The 17,491-nt window shown below is 49.2% G+C and carries 13 protein-coding genes; 11 read left to right on the top strand and 2 right to left on the bottom strand.

Translation table 11 applies throughout. The features are described from left to right. Positions 1–6: 6 nt before the first annotated feature. Both CLV60_RS29895 and CLV60_RS29890 read left to right on the top strand, forming a co-directional pair. Positions 7–567, top strand: a complete 561-nt coding sequence (locus CLV60_RS29895) for a cob(I)yrinic acid a,c-diamide adenosyltransferase (protein ID WP_106599082.1) — start codon at positions 7–9, stop codon at positions 565–567. A 143-nt stretch (positions 568–710) separates the two neighbouring features. Beyond that, the gene (locus CLV60_RS29890; protein WP_106599081.1) at positions 711–1,778 is read left to right on the top strand and encodes a branched-chain amino acid aminotransferase; all 1,068 of its coding nucleotides are present in this window, start codon (positions 711–713) and stop codon (positions 1,776–1,778) included. 185 nt (positions 1,779–1,963) lie between these two features. On the opposite strand, the gene CLV60_RS29885 is transcribed toward CLV60_RS29890, so the two are convergent. Further along, complete coding sequence (locus CLV60_RS29885; protein ID WP_106599080.1) at positions 1,964–2,848, bottom strand: AraC family transcriptional regulator; 885 nt, start codon at positions 2,846–2,848, stop codon at positions 1,964–1,966. Between the two features lie 202 nt (positions 2,849–3,050). Here CLV60_RS29885 and CLV60_RS29880 point away from each other — a divergent pair, with 202 nt between their 5' ends. The 6 genes from CLV60_RS29880 (at position 3,051) to CLV60_RS29855 (ending at position 12,814) form a co-directional block, all read left to right on the top strand. After that, positions 3,051–4,880 (top strand): sodium:solute symporter family protein, encoded by a 1,830-nt coding sequence (locus CLV60_RS29880; RefSeq protein WP_106599079.1) that lies wholly within the window; start codon positions 3,051–3,053, stop codon positions 4,878–4,880. Then, entirely contained in the window at positions 4,873–6,126 is a 1,254-nt protein-coding gene (locus tag CLV60_RS29875) for a glycoside hydrolase family 130 protein (RefSeq protein WP_310589408.1), read from the top strand. The genes CLV60_RS29880 and CLV60_RS29875 overlap by 8 nt, the downstream gene beginning before the upstream one ends. Positions 6,127–6,445: 319 nt before the next feature. Next, on the top strand, positions 6,446–9,607 hold the full coding sequence (locus tag CLV60_RS29870; RefSeq protein WP_229211193.1) for a SusC/RagA family TonB-linked outer membrane protein: 3,162 nt from the start codon (positions 6,446–6,448) through the stop codon (positions 9,605–9,607). 10 nt (positions 9,608–9,617) lie between these two features. Further along, positions 9,618–11,216 carry a SusD/RagB family nutrient-binding outer membrane lipoprotein gene (locus CLV60_RS29865; RefSeq protein ID WP_106599076.1) on the top strand — a complete coding sequence of 533 codons (1,599 nt, stop codon included), beginning with the start codon at positions 9,618–9,620 and terminating at the stop codon, positions 11,214–11,216. A 107-nt stretch (positions 11,217–11,323) separates the two neighbouring features. After that, entirely contained in the window at positions 11,324–11,839 is a 516-nt protein-coding gene (locus CLV60_RS29860; RefSeq protein ID WP_106599075.1) for a cupin domain-containing protein, read from the top strand. A 75-nt stretch (positions 11,840–11,914) separates the two neighbouring features. After that, entirely contained in the window at positions 11,915–12,814 is a 900-nt protein-coding gene (locus CLV60_RS29855) for a DUF72 domain-containing protein (protein ID WP_106599074.1), read from the top strand. 39 nt (positions 12,815–12,853) lie between these two features. Here the strand turns inward: CLV60_RS29855 and CLV60_RS29850 are convergent, their stop codons facing one another. Next, positions 12,854–13,801 (bottom strand): MBL fold metallo-hydrolase, encoded by a 948-nt coding sequence (locus tag CLV60_RS29850; RefSeq protein WP_106599073.1) that lies wholly within the window; start codon positions 13,799–13,801, stop codon positions 12,854–12,856. A gap of 223 nt (positions 13,802–14,024) precedes the next feature. Between CLV60_RS29850 and CLV60_RS29845 the strand changes: the two genes are divergently transcribed. The 3 genes from CLV60_RS29845 to CLV60_RS29835 all read left to right on the top strand — a co-directional run bounded on the left by CLV60_RS29845 (position 14,025) and on the right by CLV60_RS29835 (position 17,485). Further along, entirely contained in the window at positions 14,025–15,893 is a 1,869-nt protein-coding gene (locus CLV60_RS29845) for a hypothetical protein (protein ID WP_106599072.1), read from the top strand. Between the two features lie 52 nt (positions 15,894–15,945). Beyond that, on the top strand, positions 15,946–16,968 hold the full coding sequence (locus CLV60_RS29840) for a T9SS type A sorting domain-containing protein (RefSeq protein ID WP_170118900.1): 1,023 nt from the start codon (positions 15,946–15,948) through the stop codon (positions 16,966–16,968). A gap of 64 nt (positions 16,969–17,032) precedes the next feature. Beyond that, positions 17,033–17,485, top strand: coding sequence for a GNAT family N-acetyltransferase (locus CLV60_RS29835; RefSeq protein ID WP_106599070.1), 453 nt, complete (start codon positions 17,033–17,035; stop codon positions 17,483–17,485). The last annotated feature ends 6 nt before the right edge of the window (positions 17,486–17,491 follow it).

Here is a 17,491-nt window from a genome sequence, read left to right as displayed (position 1 = left end):
CCCCTTATGAAAATCTACTCCAAAACCGGTGATAAAGGCACCACGTCTCTCATCGGGGGCACTCGCCTGAGCAAGGCACATGTGCGCATAGACGCGTACGGTACAGTCGATGAACTGAACAGCTACATCGGAATGCTGCGCGACCAACCGGTGAATGAAGGCCGGAAGGATCTGCTCAAAGAAATCCAGGACCGCTTGTTCACGATCGGCTCGCATTTAGCGTCGGAATCCGACCAAAAGAAAAAAATTCTGCCTGATCTGCTCGACGAGGACATTGCGTTGCTCGAAAAGGAAATGGACCTCATCGACGCACAAGTACCGCCGCTGCGGGCGTTTATCCTGCCCGGGGGCCGTCAGTCCGTTTCCTTCGGTCACATAGCCCGAACCGTCTGCCGCCGTGCCGAGCGGGCGGTTATCCATTTGCAGCAGGGAGAAGAAGTGGAGCCCATCGTAATCCGCTACCTGAACCGGCTTTCCGACTACCTTTTTATGCTCTGCAGGGCCATGACGCACGAGCTCGGAATTGAAGAAATCACATGGCAGCCGAGGGTTCCGCGGCAAAAATAATTGTTATACTAAATATCAATTATTTATAGATTAAATTCTTTAAATTGCGGGACTTAAGAAGGAATGCGCCGGGATCTCCAAATCCTGCCTTTTTTCTGATTATAAGCTTCGGAAAGCGTTTGAAAAATTAAATTTTTGGCATCATGACAGCCGACACAGTACAAATAGAAGTTCAGCAAACCACCAAATCCCGTTTGCAGGAGGTTGACTTCAACAACCTCGTTTTTGGACGGAACATCTCCGACCATATGTTTATCGCTGAGTACAAAGCCGGACAATGGCAAGACCTGCGCATCGTCCCTTACGGCGACCTCTCGCTAAGCCCTGCTACCGCCGCGCTACATTACGGTCAGGCTATTTTCGAGGGAATGAAAGCCTACAAAAACGATGCTGGTGAAGTGCTGCTCTTCCGTGCTATCGACAACTGGAAACGCCTCAACAAATCGGCTGAGCGCCTTTGCATGCCGCAGATCCCGGAAGAAATCTTCATGAATGGCCTTACTGAGCTGCTTCGCCTGGATGCAGGCTGGGTGCCTTCGCAGCCGGGTTGCTCGCTTTACATTCGTCCATATATGTTTGCTACCGACCCTTACATCGGTGTCAAAGCATCGGATTCATATTATTTCATCATTTTCACCAGCCCGGTAGGCACCTATTATGCCAAACCTCCGCGCGTGAAAGTGGAACAACATTTCATCCGTGCCGCAGAAGGCGGCGTGGGCGCTACCAAATGCGCAGGTAACTACGCAGGTTCACTCTACCCGGCGAAACTGGCTCAGCAGGAAGGTTACGACCAGCTGATCTGGACCGACGCACGCGATCACGCTTACATCGAGGAATCAGGAACGATGAACATCATGTTCATGCTGGATGGCAAATTGCTTACTCCGCACGTTTCTGAAACTACGCTGGACGGAATTACCCGTAAAAGCATCGTGGCAATTGCTGAACATTGGGGTATTCCTGTTGAAGAGCGCCGTATCAGCGTAGCAGAGATCATCGACGCGTTGAAAGCCGGCAAACTCGAAGCCGCATTCGGGGCCGGAACTGCTGTGGTAATCTCCCCATTCGCGACGATCGCCTACGAAGGTGTGGATTATGCATTGCCGGAAATCAAGGAAGACTCGTTCGTAAGTAAAGTAAAAACTTACCTGACCGACCTCCGCACCGGCAAAGAACAAGACATCTTCGGATGGATGCTGAAAGTATGATGATGTCAAGTGGTCAGAAATAGTCAGTAAGTCATTTGTAGTTATTAAGACAAAAAGTGTTCAAAGTCAGGGTTTAACCCAAAACTTTGAACACTTTTTTTATTTATTCTCAAAAGCACAACACCTGACCTAATGACCTCCTGACTACCTGACTTTATCCATAACGCCACAAACACACCCCGCCGTTAAACAAACGTCCGCGTCCCCGAATAGTTATCCCGGAACTCCTTCGGCGTACAGCCATTCCTGCTTTTGAAAATCCGATTGAAATACGAGAGGTTATTGAATCCGCATTTGTAAGCAATCTCGGAAATGGTATTCGAGGTATTGATCAACGACCGTGATGCGTGACCGAGGCGTATCTCGTTCAGGCTTTCGACAAACGTCTTGCCCGTCCGCTTTTTGATAAACCGGCTGAACGATACCTCCGACATTCCTGCCAGTTTCGCTACGCCCGCCAGATTCACATCCTTATCATAATTGTCGCGCATATAGGCGAACACTTTTTCGATGCGCCGGCTGTTAAAATTGATGTTTTCGTCGGTGAATGTGCTGTTGGAAAGCGTCCGCATGTCGCGCGAGACCGAGAGGTCATGCAGAATAGACATCAGTTCGAGCATGGAATCGAAACCACTTTTTTGCGCCAGGCAGGTAAGCCGCGGCTTAATCCGCTCGATCGTTTCCCTTGAAAACGCGATTCCCTTAGCCGACTTCTCCAATAGCGAGCGGACAAAAAACAGCTGATTCCGTTTCAGAAACTTGTCGTCGAACAAATCCCGGTGGAATTGTACCGTCACTTCCTTGATTTCCGGCATCCCTTCCTGCCAGCGGTAGGAATGTGTAAGCCACCCATGTGGCAGATTGTTGCCCACCAGCACCAGCTCCGCATCCTCGATCACTTCGGTATGATCGCCTACTACCCGTTTCACTCCTTTTCCCGCGAGAATCAGGTTCAATTCGTATTCCTCATGACTGTGCAACGGGAAATCGAAAATCGTCTTTTTGCGGTCGAAAACGGTGAAACAATCGTACTGGGTCAATGGGGTAATTTCTCGGTAGATTTCACTCATAGGCTAAATTTGTATAGTTCATTCACTATGTTATATTGAGGTAACAATTTAAATATTAATTATTAATAATGCCACCCGTACACCCTCCTATAATCCTATAAACTGTTAGTATTGGTCTAATCATGGATAAAAAAGTATTATACCCAACGGCAGTTTTGTCAATAAGTTTGTACCATACGCGGATCGATCAGCACGCTTACCGATGAACATCAAGGCGATCGACCTCCTCGTCATATTACTTTACATGGTAACGGTCCTGGTGATCGGCATTTACCTCAAACGGCAGGCCGCAAAAAGCAAAAACGACTACCTGCTCGGCGGGAAATCTATGCCGTTCTGGATGCTGGGCATTTCCAATGCGTCCGGGATGTTCGACCTCTCCGGCACGGCCTGGATGGTCGCTATCATGGTGGTTTATGGAGTAAAGAGCATTTGGCTGCCATGGTTGTGGCCGGTATTTAACCAGATATTCATGATGGTCTACCTCTCTATGTGGCTAAGGCGCTCCAATGCGGCTACCGGTGCGGAATGGATGCTGTTCCGTTTCGGCGACCGTCATGGAGCAGGGCTTTCCCATAAGATCATCATCGCCTTCGCATTACTGAGCTGCCTGAGTTTTATGGCCTACGGATTCACCGGATTGGGCAAATTCATTGAAATCTTCATTCCCTGGAAGGTCGTCAGCGCATATCTCCCGTTCTATTTGCCGGCGACCTATACCGCTCACTTTTACGGCATTCTTTTTACGGCTTTTACCGCCTGCTACGCACTGCTTGGTGGCATGAAAAGCATCGTGTGGGCCGATATGCTGCATTACCTGATCATGGTCATCGTTTGCGTGTCGGTGGCTGCCATGGCTTATGTGGCGCTACCCGGTGTGGATAGCCTACCCATACCCAGCGGCTGGACAAGCCTTTTCTTCGGAAAAGACCTCGGCCTCGACTGGTCCGATCACCTGCCTGCCGCCGCTGCAAAGCTGCGCAACGACAGTTTTACCCCCTTCGGCTATTTCTTCGCATTAATGGCCGCCAAAGGCATTCTCGCGAGCCTAGCGGGCCCGGCACCCAACTACGACATGCAGAAAATCCTTTCGACCCGCTCCCCGAGAGAAGCAGCGCTAATGAGCATGATCGTAAACGTGGTATTACTGCCCACGAGGTACCTTTTTATTACCGGCATCGCCGTTTTCGCGCTGCTTTACTTTCGCCAGCCCGGCATTTCCGCTGCTATCGGCACCGATTTCGAGAAAGTACTGCCCGCGGTACTCAACACTTATATTCCGTCGGGACTGCTGAGTTTAGTGCTGATAGGCCTCATGGGCGCGTTTATGGGCACATTTGCGGGGACTTTCAATGCTGCGCAGGCCTATTTTGTAAACGACATTTACCTACGCTCTATCAACCCCGGTGCCGGCAACAAGCAAATCAGCAGAATAAGCTACCTTTCCGGGATTGTGATTGTATGTATCAGCGTATTGCTGGGCTTGCTGGCAAAAGATGTAAACAGCATTCTCCAATGGATCGTATCTGCGTTATTGGGCGGATACATTGCTTCCAATGTACTCAAATGGTACTGGTGGCGATTCAACAGCGCTGGTTTCTTCTGGGGAATGCTGGCGGGTATCGTTTGCGCGCTGGTTTGCCCGCATGTTTTGAAGGATACATTGCCGCTCTATTACTTCCCTCTAATTCTGGGCATTTCTTTAATCGGGGCGATAGGCGGCTCGCTTGCCGCAAAGCCTACGGATATGGAGACGCTCAAAGCATTTTACCGAACGGTCAATCCGTGGGGTTTCTGGGGGCCGGTCCGGGAAGAAGTCATCAAAAACGACCCCGCATTTGTACCAAACGGAGATTTTGCGAGAGATCTTTTCAACGTAGCACTCGGCATCGTGGCGCAGACAGCCATTACCGCCATACCTGTTTTTGGTATTCTTAAAATGCCACAAGAAACTATCATGGCAACCGCCATTTTTTTAACCTCCTCCATCATCCTCTGGAAAACATGGTACAAGAACCTCCCGCATGAGTGAGTATTCACAATCCCTGACAAAATCAGCCATGACGATCTTCGAAGAGCGTTTTAAACGTATCAAAAGCGAAAAGGAACAGCTAACCGGAACGCCCAACAAAAAGCTGGATTCGGGTGACGGATTCTACGAACGTTACAGATTTCCCGTACTCACCGCGGCTCACGCGCCGCTTTTCTGGGAATATGACCTGAATCCTCGTAGTAATCCTTACTTCATGAAGCGGTTTGGGATCAATGCGGTTTTCAACGCCGGTGCGATCAAGCTCAACGGGAAGTACCTATTAGTCGTTAGGATGGAGGGCTACGACAGAAAATCATTTTTCGCCGTGGCTGAAAGCATTACCGGGACTGACGGGTTCGAATTCTGGCCCTATCCGCTCGAAATGCCCGAAACTCCGGAACCGGAAGTCAATATCTACGATATGCGTCTCACGGCTCACGAGGACGGCTGGATTTACGGTTTGTTTTGCACCGAGCGCAAAGACCCCGCCGCAGCGCCTGGCGATGAGTCGCGAGCGGTTGCGCAATGCGGGATCGCCCGCACGCGTGACCTGCGTGCGTGGGAGCGTCTGGCGAACCTGCGCACACCGTCTGCACAGCAAAGAAACGTCGTCTTGCATCCCGAATTCATTGATGGGCAATATGCATTCTATACCCGTCCCCAGGATTCATTCATCGAGGCCGGACGTGGTGGCGGCATTGCATTAGGACTTGCCCCATGTATAGAAAACGCTCAAATAACCATCGAAACAGTCATTGACGCCAAGCGATACCACACCATTTACGAATCGAAAAATGGCCAGGGACCTCCTCCGATCAAGACCCCACTAGGCTGGCTGCACCTGGCGCATGGTGTAAGGCACACCGCCGCTGGCCTGCGTTATGTCCTTTACCTTTTCATGACCGATATCGCTGATCCTGCGAAGGTCATTTACAAACCCGCAGGCTATTTTCTCACGCCGGAAGACATGGAACGCACCGGCGATGTTTCCAATGTAGTATTTTCGAACGGGTGGATTCTGGATGACGATGGCTCGGTATTGATTTATTATGGTTCGTCAGACACGCGCCTGCACGTGGCTACCACGTCCGTGGATCGGCTTCTGGATTATGTCACCCATACTTCGCCCGATGGTTTCACCACAATCACCTCCCGGAATACCCTTACCGGCATCATCGACCGCAACCTTGCTTTTCTTTCCCCGAGCCATTCAAAGGATGGCTCTGCTTACCCTGTATTACATTAGGCTGTTACACGGACGTATACCCACAACCGAACAGTCATTCAACCAATCCCTCCGAAACGTGTTAGAATAAATTCGCATCGCCATTTACAAGCCTAATCAGACGCCATCAGTACGAAATAATCCTGTTTTGTAGTAGAATAATTTCAATTCAAACATTAAAAAGGTGTTAAAAATGTGTTATTTTTAGATAAAAAAGCACTATGTACATATGGAGTCAACCGCGGTATATTTGACTCAATTTTCAGCACTATTTCCTCCATTAAGTATCCATTTAACCTATCGATGTACGGATTGTATGAAAAAAAATCTACTAGTAAAAATGCTGATACTGTTCACTGTGCTCTCCTTCAGGGGGTATGCACAGGAAATGACGGTATCCGGGAAAGTAAGCGACGCTGCCGGCGGTGAAATTGCCGGTGTAAATGTGGTCGTAAAAGGTACCACCAGGGGTACCACCACCAACGACAAGGGTGAATATAGCATCACTGTCGACAAAGGGAAAACCCTGACTTTCAGCTATATCGGTTACGTCACCAAGGAAGTGGTCGCGAATGCCACCATCCTGAACATTTCATTGGCAGCCGAAGCGACTGCACTGAATGAAGTAGTTGTCACCGCATTGGGTATCAGCCGCGAAAAAAGATCATTGGCCTACTCCATCACCGAGGTGGCCGGCGCAAACATGACGGCCGCCCGCGAAGCTAACCTGGGCAACGCGCTCGCCGGTCGTGTGGCGGGGGTTAACGTCAGCAAGATTGCCTCCGGTCCCGCGGGCTCGTCACGCGTGATTATTCGCGGTAATAAATCCCTTCAGGGAAATAACCAGCCATTATATGTAATCGACGGTATTCCGATGGACAACAACAACTTCGGTCAGGCCGGTCTCTGGGGAGGTTCCGATGAAGGGGATGGTCTTTCGAGTATCAACCCGGACGATATCGAGTCGGTGGTGGTGCTGAAAGGTGCGAATGCTGCCGCTCTTTACGGTTCACGTGCGGCTAACGGGGTTATCAACATTACGACCAAGCGTGGTACCAAAAGAAAAGGCATCGGCATCGAAATCGGTTCAAACTATGTTTTTGAAAAATTCAATGACCTCTCCGACCTGCAACACAGCTACGGCAGCGGTTCATATGTGAACGGCGTCGCTTCCAAACCCACAACTCAGGCACAGGCCTATGATTGGGGGGATGATTCATGGGGTCCCAAATACGATAATAGCCAGGTAATAGGATTCGACGGCAAAATGCGCCCATATGCTAATCAGGGCGACAATTTCTCACGGTTCTATAAAACAGGCCACGCCTTCACCAACAACATCGCATTGTCGGGCGGAAATGAAAATCAGAATTTCCGGGCATCTGTTACCAACCTGAACAGCACCACCATTATCCCGAACTCAGGCTACGACAGGATCAACCTCTCGCTTTCTACCAATTCCAAATTCGGCAAACGGCTGACGCTCGATGCCAAAGTATTGTACTCAGAAGAAAAGGCTAAAAACCGCCCGAATGTTTCCGACTCCCCTGGTAATGCTATACAGTCGATGTGGCGCATCCCCGGCAATTACAATGTGCTGGATTATTATGGAGATCCTGCCAAACCGGGAGCCATACCTGCCGGCACCGACGCCAACAGCCTGAGTATTTTTGGCAAAAAAGTGGGTCAGGAATTCCAGCAGGCGGCTAATAACTGGGGCCAAAACCCGTATTGGGTAACCCACCAGTTTATCAAAACCGATAACAAAGACCGGTTCATCACCTCCGGCGCATTGAAATACCAGGTTACCGACTGGCTGTATATTCAGGGACGCGTGGGCCTCGACAAATACCAGCGCCGCTCGGAAGGACTCACCCCGGAAGGCACAGGGTATCAATTAGGCGGTGCGCGTAATGCAGGATCGTGGAATGTACAGGAGCTGAACCTGGAATATACGGTCGGCTTCAATAAAGAGTTTGGTAAAGTGGGCGTAAATGTATTTGCGGGCGGCAACCGGATGAGAAGAAAATACGAATACGAAAACATTTACGGTTCCGGCTTCAACGTAGCGTTCTTCCCCGCGATCTCGAACCTCAAAACCAAGCTGTGGGATTACAATTACAGGGAAAAAGGGATCAACTCACTGCTGGGTTCCGCCGAAATTTCGTGGGACGGCTATTTGTTCCTGAACGCTACGGCACGTAACGACTGGTTTTCCGTGTTGAACCCGGCCACCAACAGCATTCTCTACCCTTCCGTAGGAACAAGCTTTGTTTTCTCCGATGCATTCAAGAATCTGCCTTCCTGGCTATCCTATGGTAAAGTCCGCGCCTCGTGGGCGCAGGTGGGTAATGCAACGATCGACGAGTATTCAACCAACATGACCTACTCCCTGAACGGAAACCCGCACCTGGATCACCCGATGGCTTCTTTCTCTTCGGCGATGGGCAACAATGGTAACATTCCTAACCCGAACCTGAAACCACTGACCGTTACAGAAACCGAATTCGGCATCGATTTCCGTATGTTCAACAACAAATTGGGGGTTGATTTCACCTACTACGACCAACAGACAACCGACGATATCCTGAATGCCACCATTTCCCGCGCCAGCGGTTTTGGTAGTACATCGGTGAACCTTGGGAAAATGCAGAACAGAGGGATTGAGTTACTCATAACAGCTACACCGCTCAAAACCAACAATCTGACCTGGGATGTCACCCTGAATCTGGCGAAAAACAACAACAAGGTTAAAGCGCTGATCGAAGGCTCCACCGAGCTTGTAATGGAAGAACCGAGAACCAGAAATGCTTTCATCAAGAACATTGTCGGCCATCCGTTCGGGATGATTACCGGTAAGGTTCAGAAATATTCGCCTGATGGCCAGCCCGTATTCTTTGCCGATGGTCGCCCGGTTTCGGATGGCAATTATCAGATTATCGGAAATGGTATTGCCAAGCTCACCGGCGGTTTGACCAACGCATTCAACTACAAAGGCTTCGATTTATCTTTCCTTGTCGACTTCAAATGGGGTGGAGACATTCTGTCGGGAACCAATATGCGCCTCACCCAGTGGGGAGTTAGCAAACAATCGTTGCAGGGACGTGAGGGCGAGGCTCCGTTGACGGTTACCGGTGTAACCCAGGAAGGCTCCGAATACAAACCTTTCACCAAAACACTCACTCCGCGTGAAGCCTATGACTACTGGCAGTCTGTGGGTGGCGAAGCTAACCCGGTAACGACCAAGTTCCTGTACGATGCTTCGTTCATCAAACTCAGACAGCTCTCATTGGGCTACACTTTCCCGAGAAAACTGCTGGAAAAAACACCGCTCCAAAACCTGACCTTGTCGTTTGTAGGCCGGAACCTCGCGATCCTTTTCAAAAACATCGACAACGTCGATCCGGAGTCGACCTACTCGAACGGAAACTCACAAGGCTTCGACTATTTCGGTTTCCCTTCTACACGCAGTTATGGTTTCAACCTGAGAGCAACATTCTAATTCCAAGAACATGAAAGACTTCAAGAAATATATCAAATATGGTTTGGCAGCGGTGTTGATAACGGGTTGCGATACACAGGAACTGCATGACCTCAACATCAACCCACAGGCGCTGAACCAGGTGGACCTGAATTTTATCTTTACTTCTGCGGAGCTGGGGATTGCTTCCAACGGATCCAGCGGTGATAACCGTTACATCGACTGGCGGACGAATATCGGCTGGTGCGCCTACGCGATCCAGCAACTGGGCAATGCGAGTGGCGGCATCGCTCCCGGTGACAAGTACACGGTGAATCTCGAAACCAATGCAGCCCCGTTTGAATTTACCTATAACGACCAGTTGAAAAACATCGCCGAGGTCCTGAAACAATCGGGTCCGGGTGGATTTGCGGAGGGCAAGTATGTGAACATGCGCAATGCAGCCCGCATTCTCCGTGTGTTCAGCTTTGCCCGCCTGACCGATTTCTACGGCAGCGTGCCGTACACAGAGGCCAACAAAGGTACCGAGGGCATTTTCTTCCCTAAATATGACACGCAGGACGTCATTTATGCCGACTTGCTCAAAGAGCTGGACGAGGCAGCCGCAGCGATGAACACCTCTAACGGGGACGAAGGTTTTTCCGATGCCGACTTCATTTACAAGGGGGATATTACCAAATGGAAGCGTTTCAGCTATTCCCTGATGCTACGCCTGGCTATGCGCATTTCGAATGTGGATGCTGCCAAAGCTGCTACTTATGTCAACAAGGCGGTAGCCGGTGGCGTTTTTACCAGTAACGCCGACAATATGTGGGTTCCCCTGGCCGACGGCCCCAGCGAATGGGTAAATCAGAACGGTATTTCACGTGCATTTGACCCTGGCGATGGCGGACAACCCGCGTTCCTGAGCGCTACGCTGGTGAATTTCCTGAAAGGCGCCAATGCAAACAGCGCAGCCGACGATGACCCCCGTCTGATGATCCTCAGCAGTGGTATCGGCGACTGGGCGGGAGGTGTCTTCACGCCTGTCTCCGTCGACCCGCTGAAACAAAAAGGACTACCAAACGGATACGACCAGGCCATGCTGGATCAGCTGGAAGGCAAACCGGTGATCGCTTCAAAGACCTACTCCCGCATCAACGTCAAAATGTTGCAGGATTCCGATCCTTACATAATCATGAATTACGGTGAAGTGGAGCTCCTGCTGGCCGAGGCGATCGAAAGGAAAATCGGAAGCGGAATCAGCGGAACGGCGAAATCGCATTACGAAGCGGGTGTGAAGGCGTCCATGCAAATGTACACGCCTTACGATGCCTCCCTGACCGTCCCGGATGCCGCAGTAACTGCTTACCTTACCACCTATCCTTATGGCACGGCTAAACCGGCCCTCGAAATGATCGGTGAACAAATGTGGATCAACAAGTTCTTCAACTGGTGGGAAGCATGGAACGATTGGCGCAGAACCGGCTTTCCCAAGCTGACACCTACCAACTACCCGGGCAACGTTACCAACGGAACGATCCCCGTAAGGCTCAAATATCCGACCAGCGAAGTGGCAGGCAACCCGAACTATCAGACGGGCGCCACATTGCCCGACGACTTTACTACCAAAGTTTGGTGGGACAAATAGGAAAAATTAGTAGATATAATTCAAAAGGTGCCCTGAATATTTTGGGGCATCTTTTTGTTTTTTATCCTAATTTTGAAATTCACCTGAATCACTAATTACTCACGGTTATGATACAATCCTTTGCGGCTGATGCCGATAAAAATGAGGTTTTCGAAAAAGTACAGCAGTTTATAGATGAGCAGGGATTCACGGTCGTAGCCAAAGACCACTCCCGTCCGTGGGGCGGTTTCTTCGTACTCGACGAAGCCCAGGCTCCCAAATTCATCTCTACATTTTTCCCGCATTTGTCGCTCGCCGACTTTGCCGGATATGAAAAATTGAGCCCAAAAATCCTCGTGGTGGCGCCCAACAAACGCCTTTCATGGCAGTACCACCACCGCCGCGCCGAAATCTGGAAAGTAATCGGTGGAAGCGCCGGCATCGTAATCAGCGATACCGATGAAGAAACCGAATTGCAGCAACTGCCGATCGGCACGGTTATTAATCTCAAAAAAGGAGAGCGTCACCGCCTTGTGGGTGTTAATGAATGGGGTTTTGTAGCTGAAATCTGGCAACATACCGACCCTTCCAATCCTTCGGACGAAGACGATATCGTTCGCGTGCAGGACGATTTCGGAAGATAATATCGCCATTATCAATATCTGGCAGGTCGGAGAGGCCTGCCAGATCGGTTTTTACTCATCCTAACCTGACCAGTCATGAAATTTGGAAAAGTCGACGACGCCGAAAATATAGATTTTACATTACCGCCCGAGAATCCCGCCAATCAGGCGCTGCTCAATGCGGCAAAGGGCGGGAAACCCGGAATCTACATCGGATGCGCCAAGTGGAACAAAACCGATCTCAAAGGTTTCTATCCTAAGGGCACCAAAGACGAACTGGCGTATTACGCTACGCAGTTCAACAGCATCGAGCTGAATGCGACCTTTTACAACAACTTCCCGGTCGAAACCATCGAGTCGTGGTACGGAAAAACACCGGCCGGCTTCAAATTTTTTCCAAAGTTGCACCAGGGCATTAGCCATTGGAAAAGACTGAAAGATGCCAAGGAACCGACAGATATTTACCTCGACGGCATCGCCCATTTACAGGACAAACTCGGAATGCTTTTCCTGCAAATGCCTGATAATTTTGGTCCTAAAAACTGGGAAATACTGAAAGCGTATCTGGAAGAATGGCCCTCGGGTTTTCCGCTCGCACTGGAATTGCGGCATAAGGGCTGGTATGACGATTCTTTCCATGCCGACGACCTGTACAGCGTCCTCGAAAAAAAGAACATCACGCATATCGTCACCGATTCGGCGGGCCGTCGCGACCTGCTGCATATGCGACTCACCACCCCGACCGCATTCATCCGCTACAACGGCGCCAACGTGGATTCGGATTACACGCGCCTTGACGACTGGTTCGAAAGACTGAAACTCTGGATCGAAGAAGGCATTCAGAATATCTACTTCTTTGTGCACCAGAACCATGAGGAAGCTTCACCATTACTATCCTCGTATTTAATCCAAAAACTGAACAAAGAGCTTGGAATGGAACTACAAGTCCCTTACGACCCCAGGGTCGCGAGTGGGCAGGTTAGTTTATTCAAATAGCAAAAGAGGCAGTCCCACAATGGACTGCCCTTTTGCTTTCTATTTTAGCTCGAATTTTACGCCTTGCTCCGGGAAGATCAGTCGCAGATCCAGATTATTGGCCGCCTTTAGTTCCTTTCGGATCGTTTCTTCATTATTTCCCACGGGTTTAATGTGGGTGACAACCACATTCAGGTTCCTTAAATGCTGCTTTCCGGCGAGTCCTGCCAGCACCTCAAACTCTTTCATAAACCATTTCGGTGTCAGGTGGCCGTATAAATGTCGATCGGGTTGTGCATTCGGATAGGAGACTTCCAGAAAAATCCCTTTCAACTTTCCCGATTTCACAATCGGTGCCACCGCTGTCCAAACCCGCTTCATATGGTCGGTCTGCTCCACCTCATCCGCACCGGTATCGCCAAAATAGAGTATATAATCACCTTGATGCTTTACCAGAAATGCCGTACTCGTGTAAGGCTTTGAATGGCTCAGCGGGAATGCCTGCACCGACATTTGCGTTTCCCTAACCGGCATTTCCACCCCTTCCGTCAACTGCTGGTAGCGGTACTTGTTCAATGCGGGAGCATTGCCATCACTCGCCAGATTGGGCCAGCTTTGCCAATTGAAGTAGTGCGCTTTGATCACATTAATGCAATGCTCCATAGCGTAAACCTGCTTCACCGTATCGTCCACCGAATTGATAATCATCCCCGAAATGTGGTCGAGGTGGGGGTGTGAGATGAGGTAACCCTTGATGTATTTTTTCAGAACTGTCTCCGCATTTGCGCTAAACGCCTTCTTCTCAATCGCTTTTTCGATCCCATTACTCACCGTGCCCGCATCCAGGCACACGTACGCATCCGAGCCCGCGGGCGCGAGCATGTATGCGGAGAGGTTTCCATCAGTAGCGCCGCCATTGACGCCTAATGGAATTATCTCAAAACCTGTTTGCGCAAAAACGGTGAAGCATTCTAGCAGGGATATCAGCAAACAGAAAATACGGAACATATACAGGTAGGGGTAGACTTCCCGACAAAGCTAAGGGACGTTAGCATAAAATGCACATGCTATGCAAATACTCCTTGGCTTTGCATTGTATTCAAATACACCGTTGGAACCAAATATTAACTAGCGCCAACCGGATATTCATTCGTCTTTAACAAGCTTTCAATAAGTGCTGTAATTAGCCACACTAATTGTGAAAAGCGCAACACCGATAAAAAACTGCTCTATGAAAAAAGTTCTTCGCGTATTGGCCATCTGTATAATAGGTATCCATGCTGCTTACGGTCAGGTTTTTCCGGAAACTTTTACAAGTTCGGTGTGCAGCAACTGTGCACCTTCCGGATATAGCATCGTTTCCGGAGAGCCGGCTATTTCGAACATCGTTGGCTATCCTGGTGTCTGGTGGGGCTTCGGAGTTCCAGATCCTCCGTCCAAAAATGAAGTACTTTTCCCCAACACAAATGGGGTATTTGTCTCGTTAAAGAGTATTGGCAATCAAAGCGCCAAAGTCTCAGTCGTTTCAGGAGGCTTCGTCCCGGGGTTCCAATACACCCTGAAATACTATGTACTTTCTTCAAAAGAGCAGTCTACGCATTACGGCACCAGTGCCACCCTGCGCGTCGCCACCACCGATCAATTCCCGGCAATTATTGCTACCAAGGTAACTACTTTCGACGCGAGCAACATCCATCAATGGTTACTACAAGAGCTAACCTTTACAGCTACGAACACGCAACTCGAATTTACACTTTACGGAGCTTGCAACGCAGGAACCGGCTACGTGAACTTTGATATTTACTCAAGGCCGTTTGCATGTAAGATCCCCGGTGGGCAGGTTAAATTCATAAGAGATTCGGAGGTAACACCATTTTCCTGTGCGACAGAGAATCTTTACGAAAATGTACAACTCCCCATTCCGACAGGCACTCAGGTAATATGGAAAACCAACCCAAGTGTATCTTGGGGCACACTAACAACGCAGCAAGCCCCCCAGGCAAGTCCATTGCCTTCCGGACAGTATTACTATGCCTTTTTAAAAGGGGAAAATATCTCTTATGAATGCTATAACACAGAAGTGTCCTCAGCCGCATTTTCTTTTAACACTGCTGAAACGCAAGCCGCGCTTAAAAGCAATACGGCTGCGATTAATTGTGTCGACCAGAGCTCATTCAATCTGAAAAGCCAGGAAGCGCAATCGCAATATGAAGTTCGATGGTTCAACAATGACAGCCATGTCGGCCCAATGGTTGCCAACCCGACGCAAGTCCCTATTGGCAGTTATTACGCGTTTTACTACAACCCTACCGGCAACTGCTATTCCACAAACAAAGCGTTGCTAACTTCCGCCTTTTCGGTTACGGCGGCCACGATCTGCTGCAACAATCCCAACAATCCGGCCAGTCAAATAGCACTTTCCGGTTCCAGTATCAATGTCGCGTGCCCTATGCAGACAGCCGACCTGATGAGTTTCCTCCCTCAGCCACTGAGCCTGCCACCCAATACAGTCGTTGAGTGGTTTACGAGCCCCGACCACACGACTGGCAAGGTCGATAATCCTTCGGCGGTAACCACTGGCACCTACTATGTTTTTGCTCACGATCTTACTTATGGCTGTTACAACACGAACCTTTCGACTTCTTTTATAAACGTCACTACTCCGTGTGCGGCAGCGGAACTATCTCCCACATTGGAAATAGACGGGTTGAATTTCAACGAAGGAGCCGAACGAGATTTTATCGTTAACATTTTTGAAACCGCAGGCTTCGGCACCAATGGGAATGTTTCCTTCCGAATTGGTAAAATCGGCGCTTTCGATATTACCTACCCTACAAGCAGTGGGATTTCAAACGTATCAGGAGGCGTAAATAACAGCAATGGTAACTGGAGCTTTTCAGAAAACGCTGATTTCATCACTGTCAGCTCGAATATGGTTTTGCCCGCCAATAGCCAGTCAACGATTGGATTCAAGATCACCAGGAAAGCTGACAAGCCCGCAGGTGTGACGCAAAATTTGACCACCGTAATCGTTACCGACTCGGGAGGAGAGAAGAATAGTTACAACAATGTGGTTGTAATGGCTGTTTCGACAAACTAAGTGGCTTTCAACGATGAGCACTGTACAGTCTACACACACTTCCTATCCGACCATGAACATAAAAATCAGAGTATTAATCATACTGCTGGCATTCAGCTTGTTTGCGCGTAAAGGCAACGCGCAAGACCTCGACATCAATCTGAATCCGCAACAGGCTCTTATTCTGGATAAGACTAATGGAGCCTTAGAAGTCAAGATATGTAATTGTCACACCGCAAATGTTGCTTCTGGGAATGATAAGCTCAGACCACAAATCAGTTTCCCCGAAAATCTCACGATTCAAGATATCACCAACACCGACGGTTCGGCACTAACAGGCTTCTCGATACAAAGTTTGAACAACGCCCCCGGCAATCATACCGTGCGTCTTTTGATGAACACCTCGCTAGCAAATGCCTCATGCGCTTCATTCTTAATACAAGTTAAGGGCAATGGCGTGGGCGCCGGAATCATAACAGCGACACTCGGCTTCCAGGGGCCTCAGACCGTTGGCAATTTCACTGCAAACGATAATGCACTGGCTACAATACCAGTTCAAGTAAATTTCCCAGTTGAACTTAAAGAATTCCGGGCAAAAAAAGAGGGAGGTAGCACCATTCTGGAATGGACAACCAGCGAGGAAATCAATGCAAGCCATTTCGACGTCCAACGTAGCGGTAATGGACGAAATTGGCAAACGTTCGCAACCGTGAAAGCCAAGGGAGATTCAAAGTCGCAGATCAACTATACGACCAGGGATTCCACCCCATTAAATGGTGAAAATTTTTACCGCCTTCACATGATCGACATAGATGAATCATCCACTTATAGCGCCATACGCAAAGTGAGATTTGAATTTGAACCAGTACTGGTCTTCCCTAATCCTGCCACAAATATCCTAAATGTCAAAATCAATGATTGGAGCAAGGTTCGCTACATAATCATCAGAGGTATAAATGGGCAGGAATTTTATCGTTCCACAGACAAGCGAACCTCACAGATAAATCTGATGCCGTTCGCCCCTGGTAGTTACATTGTAGAAGTCACTATGCACAATGGTGAAGTCAATACATTCCGAATTGCCGTTTCAAAGTAACATTAGGCCAATGCTTTCCTGGTAATGAAGCTGTATCTTCGTGAAAATTATCAGGTACCAACCAATGCCCCAATTCATCCGCACCACCAGCGACAATCCCGATTTCCAGAACCTCACCAGCGAGCTCGACGACGAACTCTGCCGTATTTACAATACCAACAAAGAAGATTACGAAGAATACAATCGCATTACGGGCTTACCTACCGTTGTGTTGGCATACGAAAATAATGTAGCCATCTCCTGCGGCTGCTTCAAACAATTCGACACCCACCGCATCGAGCTGAAAAGGATGTTCGTAAAACCCGAATTCCGCGGCAAAGGCATTGCTTCGGTCATGGTCGACGAGCTTGAAAAATGGGGAAAAGAGCTTGGTTACGAAACGATGATCCTCGAAACGGGCAAAGGACAACCCGATGCAATTGCATTGTACCGGAAGCTGGGCTACACCGACATTCCGCATTTCGGAGAATTTCCGGAAGAATCGCGGAGTGTTTGTTTGGGGAAAAATTTAATTTAAGGTGTT

Origin of the sequence: Dyadobacter jiangsuensis, from assembly GCF_003014695.1 — a bacterium.
GTDB classification, from domain to species: Bacteria; Bacteroidota; Bacteroidia; order Cytophagales; family Spirosomataceae; genus Dyadobacter; species Dyadobacter jiangsuensis.
This window is presented reverse-complemented; position numbering and strand designations above follow the sequence as displayed.

What these genes read in the sequence shown, in the direction of transcription:
- CLV60_RS29895 (WP_106599082.1), top strand. Translation starts at nt 7, where the DNA reads ATGAAAATCTACTCCAAAACCGGTGATAAAGGCACCACGTCTCTCATC.
- CLV60_RS29890 (WP_106599081.1), top strand. Translation starts at nt 711, where the DNA reads ATGACAGCCGACACAGTACAAATAGAAGTTCAGCAAACCACCAAATCC.
- CLV60_RS29885 (WP_106599080.1), bottom strand. Translation starts at nt 2,848, where the DNA reads ATGAGTGAAATCTACCGAGAAATTACCCCATTGACCCAGTACGATTGT.
- CLV60_RS29880 (WP_106599079.1), top strand. Translation starts at nt 3,051, where the DNA reads ATGAACATCAAGGCGATCGACCTCCTCGTCATATTACTTTACATGGTA.
- CLV60_RS29875 (WP_310589408.1), top strand. Translation starts at nt 4,873, where the DNA reads ATGAGTGAGTATTCACAATCCCTGACAAAATCAGCCATGACGATCTTC.
- CLV60_RS29870 (WP_229211193.1), top strand. Translation starts at nt 6,446, where the DNA reads ATGCTGATACTGTTCACTGTGCTCTCCTTCAGGGGGTATGCACAGGAA.
- CLV60_RS29865 (WP_106599076.1), top strand. Translation starts at nt 9,618, where the DNA reads ATGAAAGACTTCAAGAAATATATCAAATATGGTTTGGCAGCGGTGTTG.
- CLV60_RS29860 (WP_106599075.1), top strand. Translation starts at nt 11,324, where the DNA reads ATGATACAATCCTTTGCGGCTGATGCCGATAAAAATGAGGTTTTCGAA.
- CLV60_RS29855 (WP_106599074.1), top strand. Translation starts at nt 11,915, where the DNA reads ATGAAATTTGGAAAAGTCGACGACGCCGAAAATATAGATTTTACATTA.
- CLV60_RS29850 (WP_106599073.1), bottom strand. Translation starts at nt 13,801, where the DNA reads ATGTTCCGTATTTTCTGTTTGCTGATATCCCTGCTAGAATGCTTCACC.
- CLV60_RS29845 (WP_106599072.1), top strand. Translation starts at nt 14,025, where the DNA reads ATGAAAAAAGTTCTTCGCGTATTGGCCATCTGTATAATAGGTATCCAT.
- CLV60_RS29840 (WP_170118900.1), top strand. Translation starts at nt 15,946, where the DNA reads ATGAACATAAAAATCAGAGTATTAATCATACTGCTGGCATTCAGCTTG.
- CLV60_RS29835 (WP_106599070.1), top strand. Translation starts at nt 17,033, where the DNA reads ATGCCCCAATTCATCCGCACCACCAGCGACAATCCCGATTTCCAGAAC.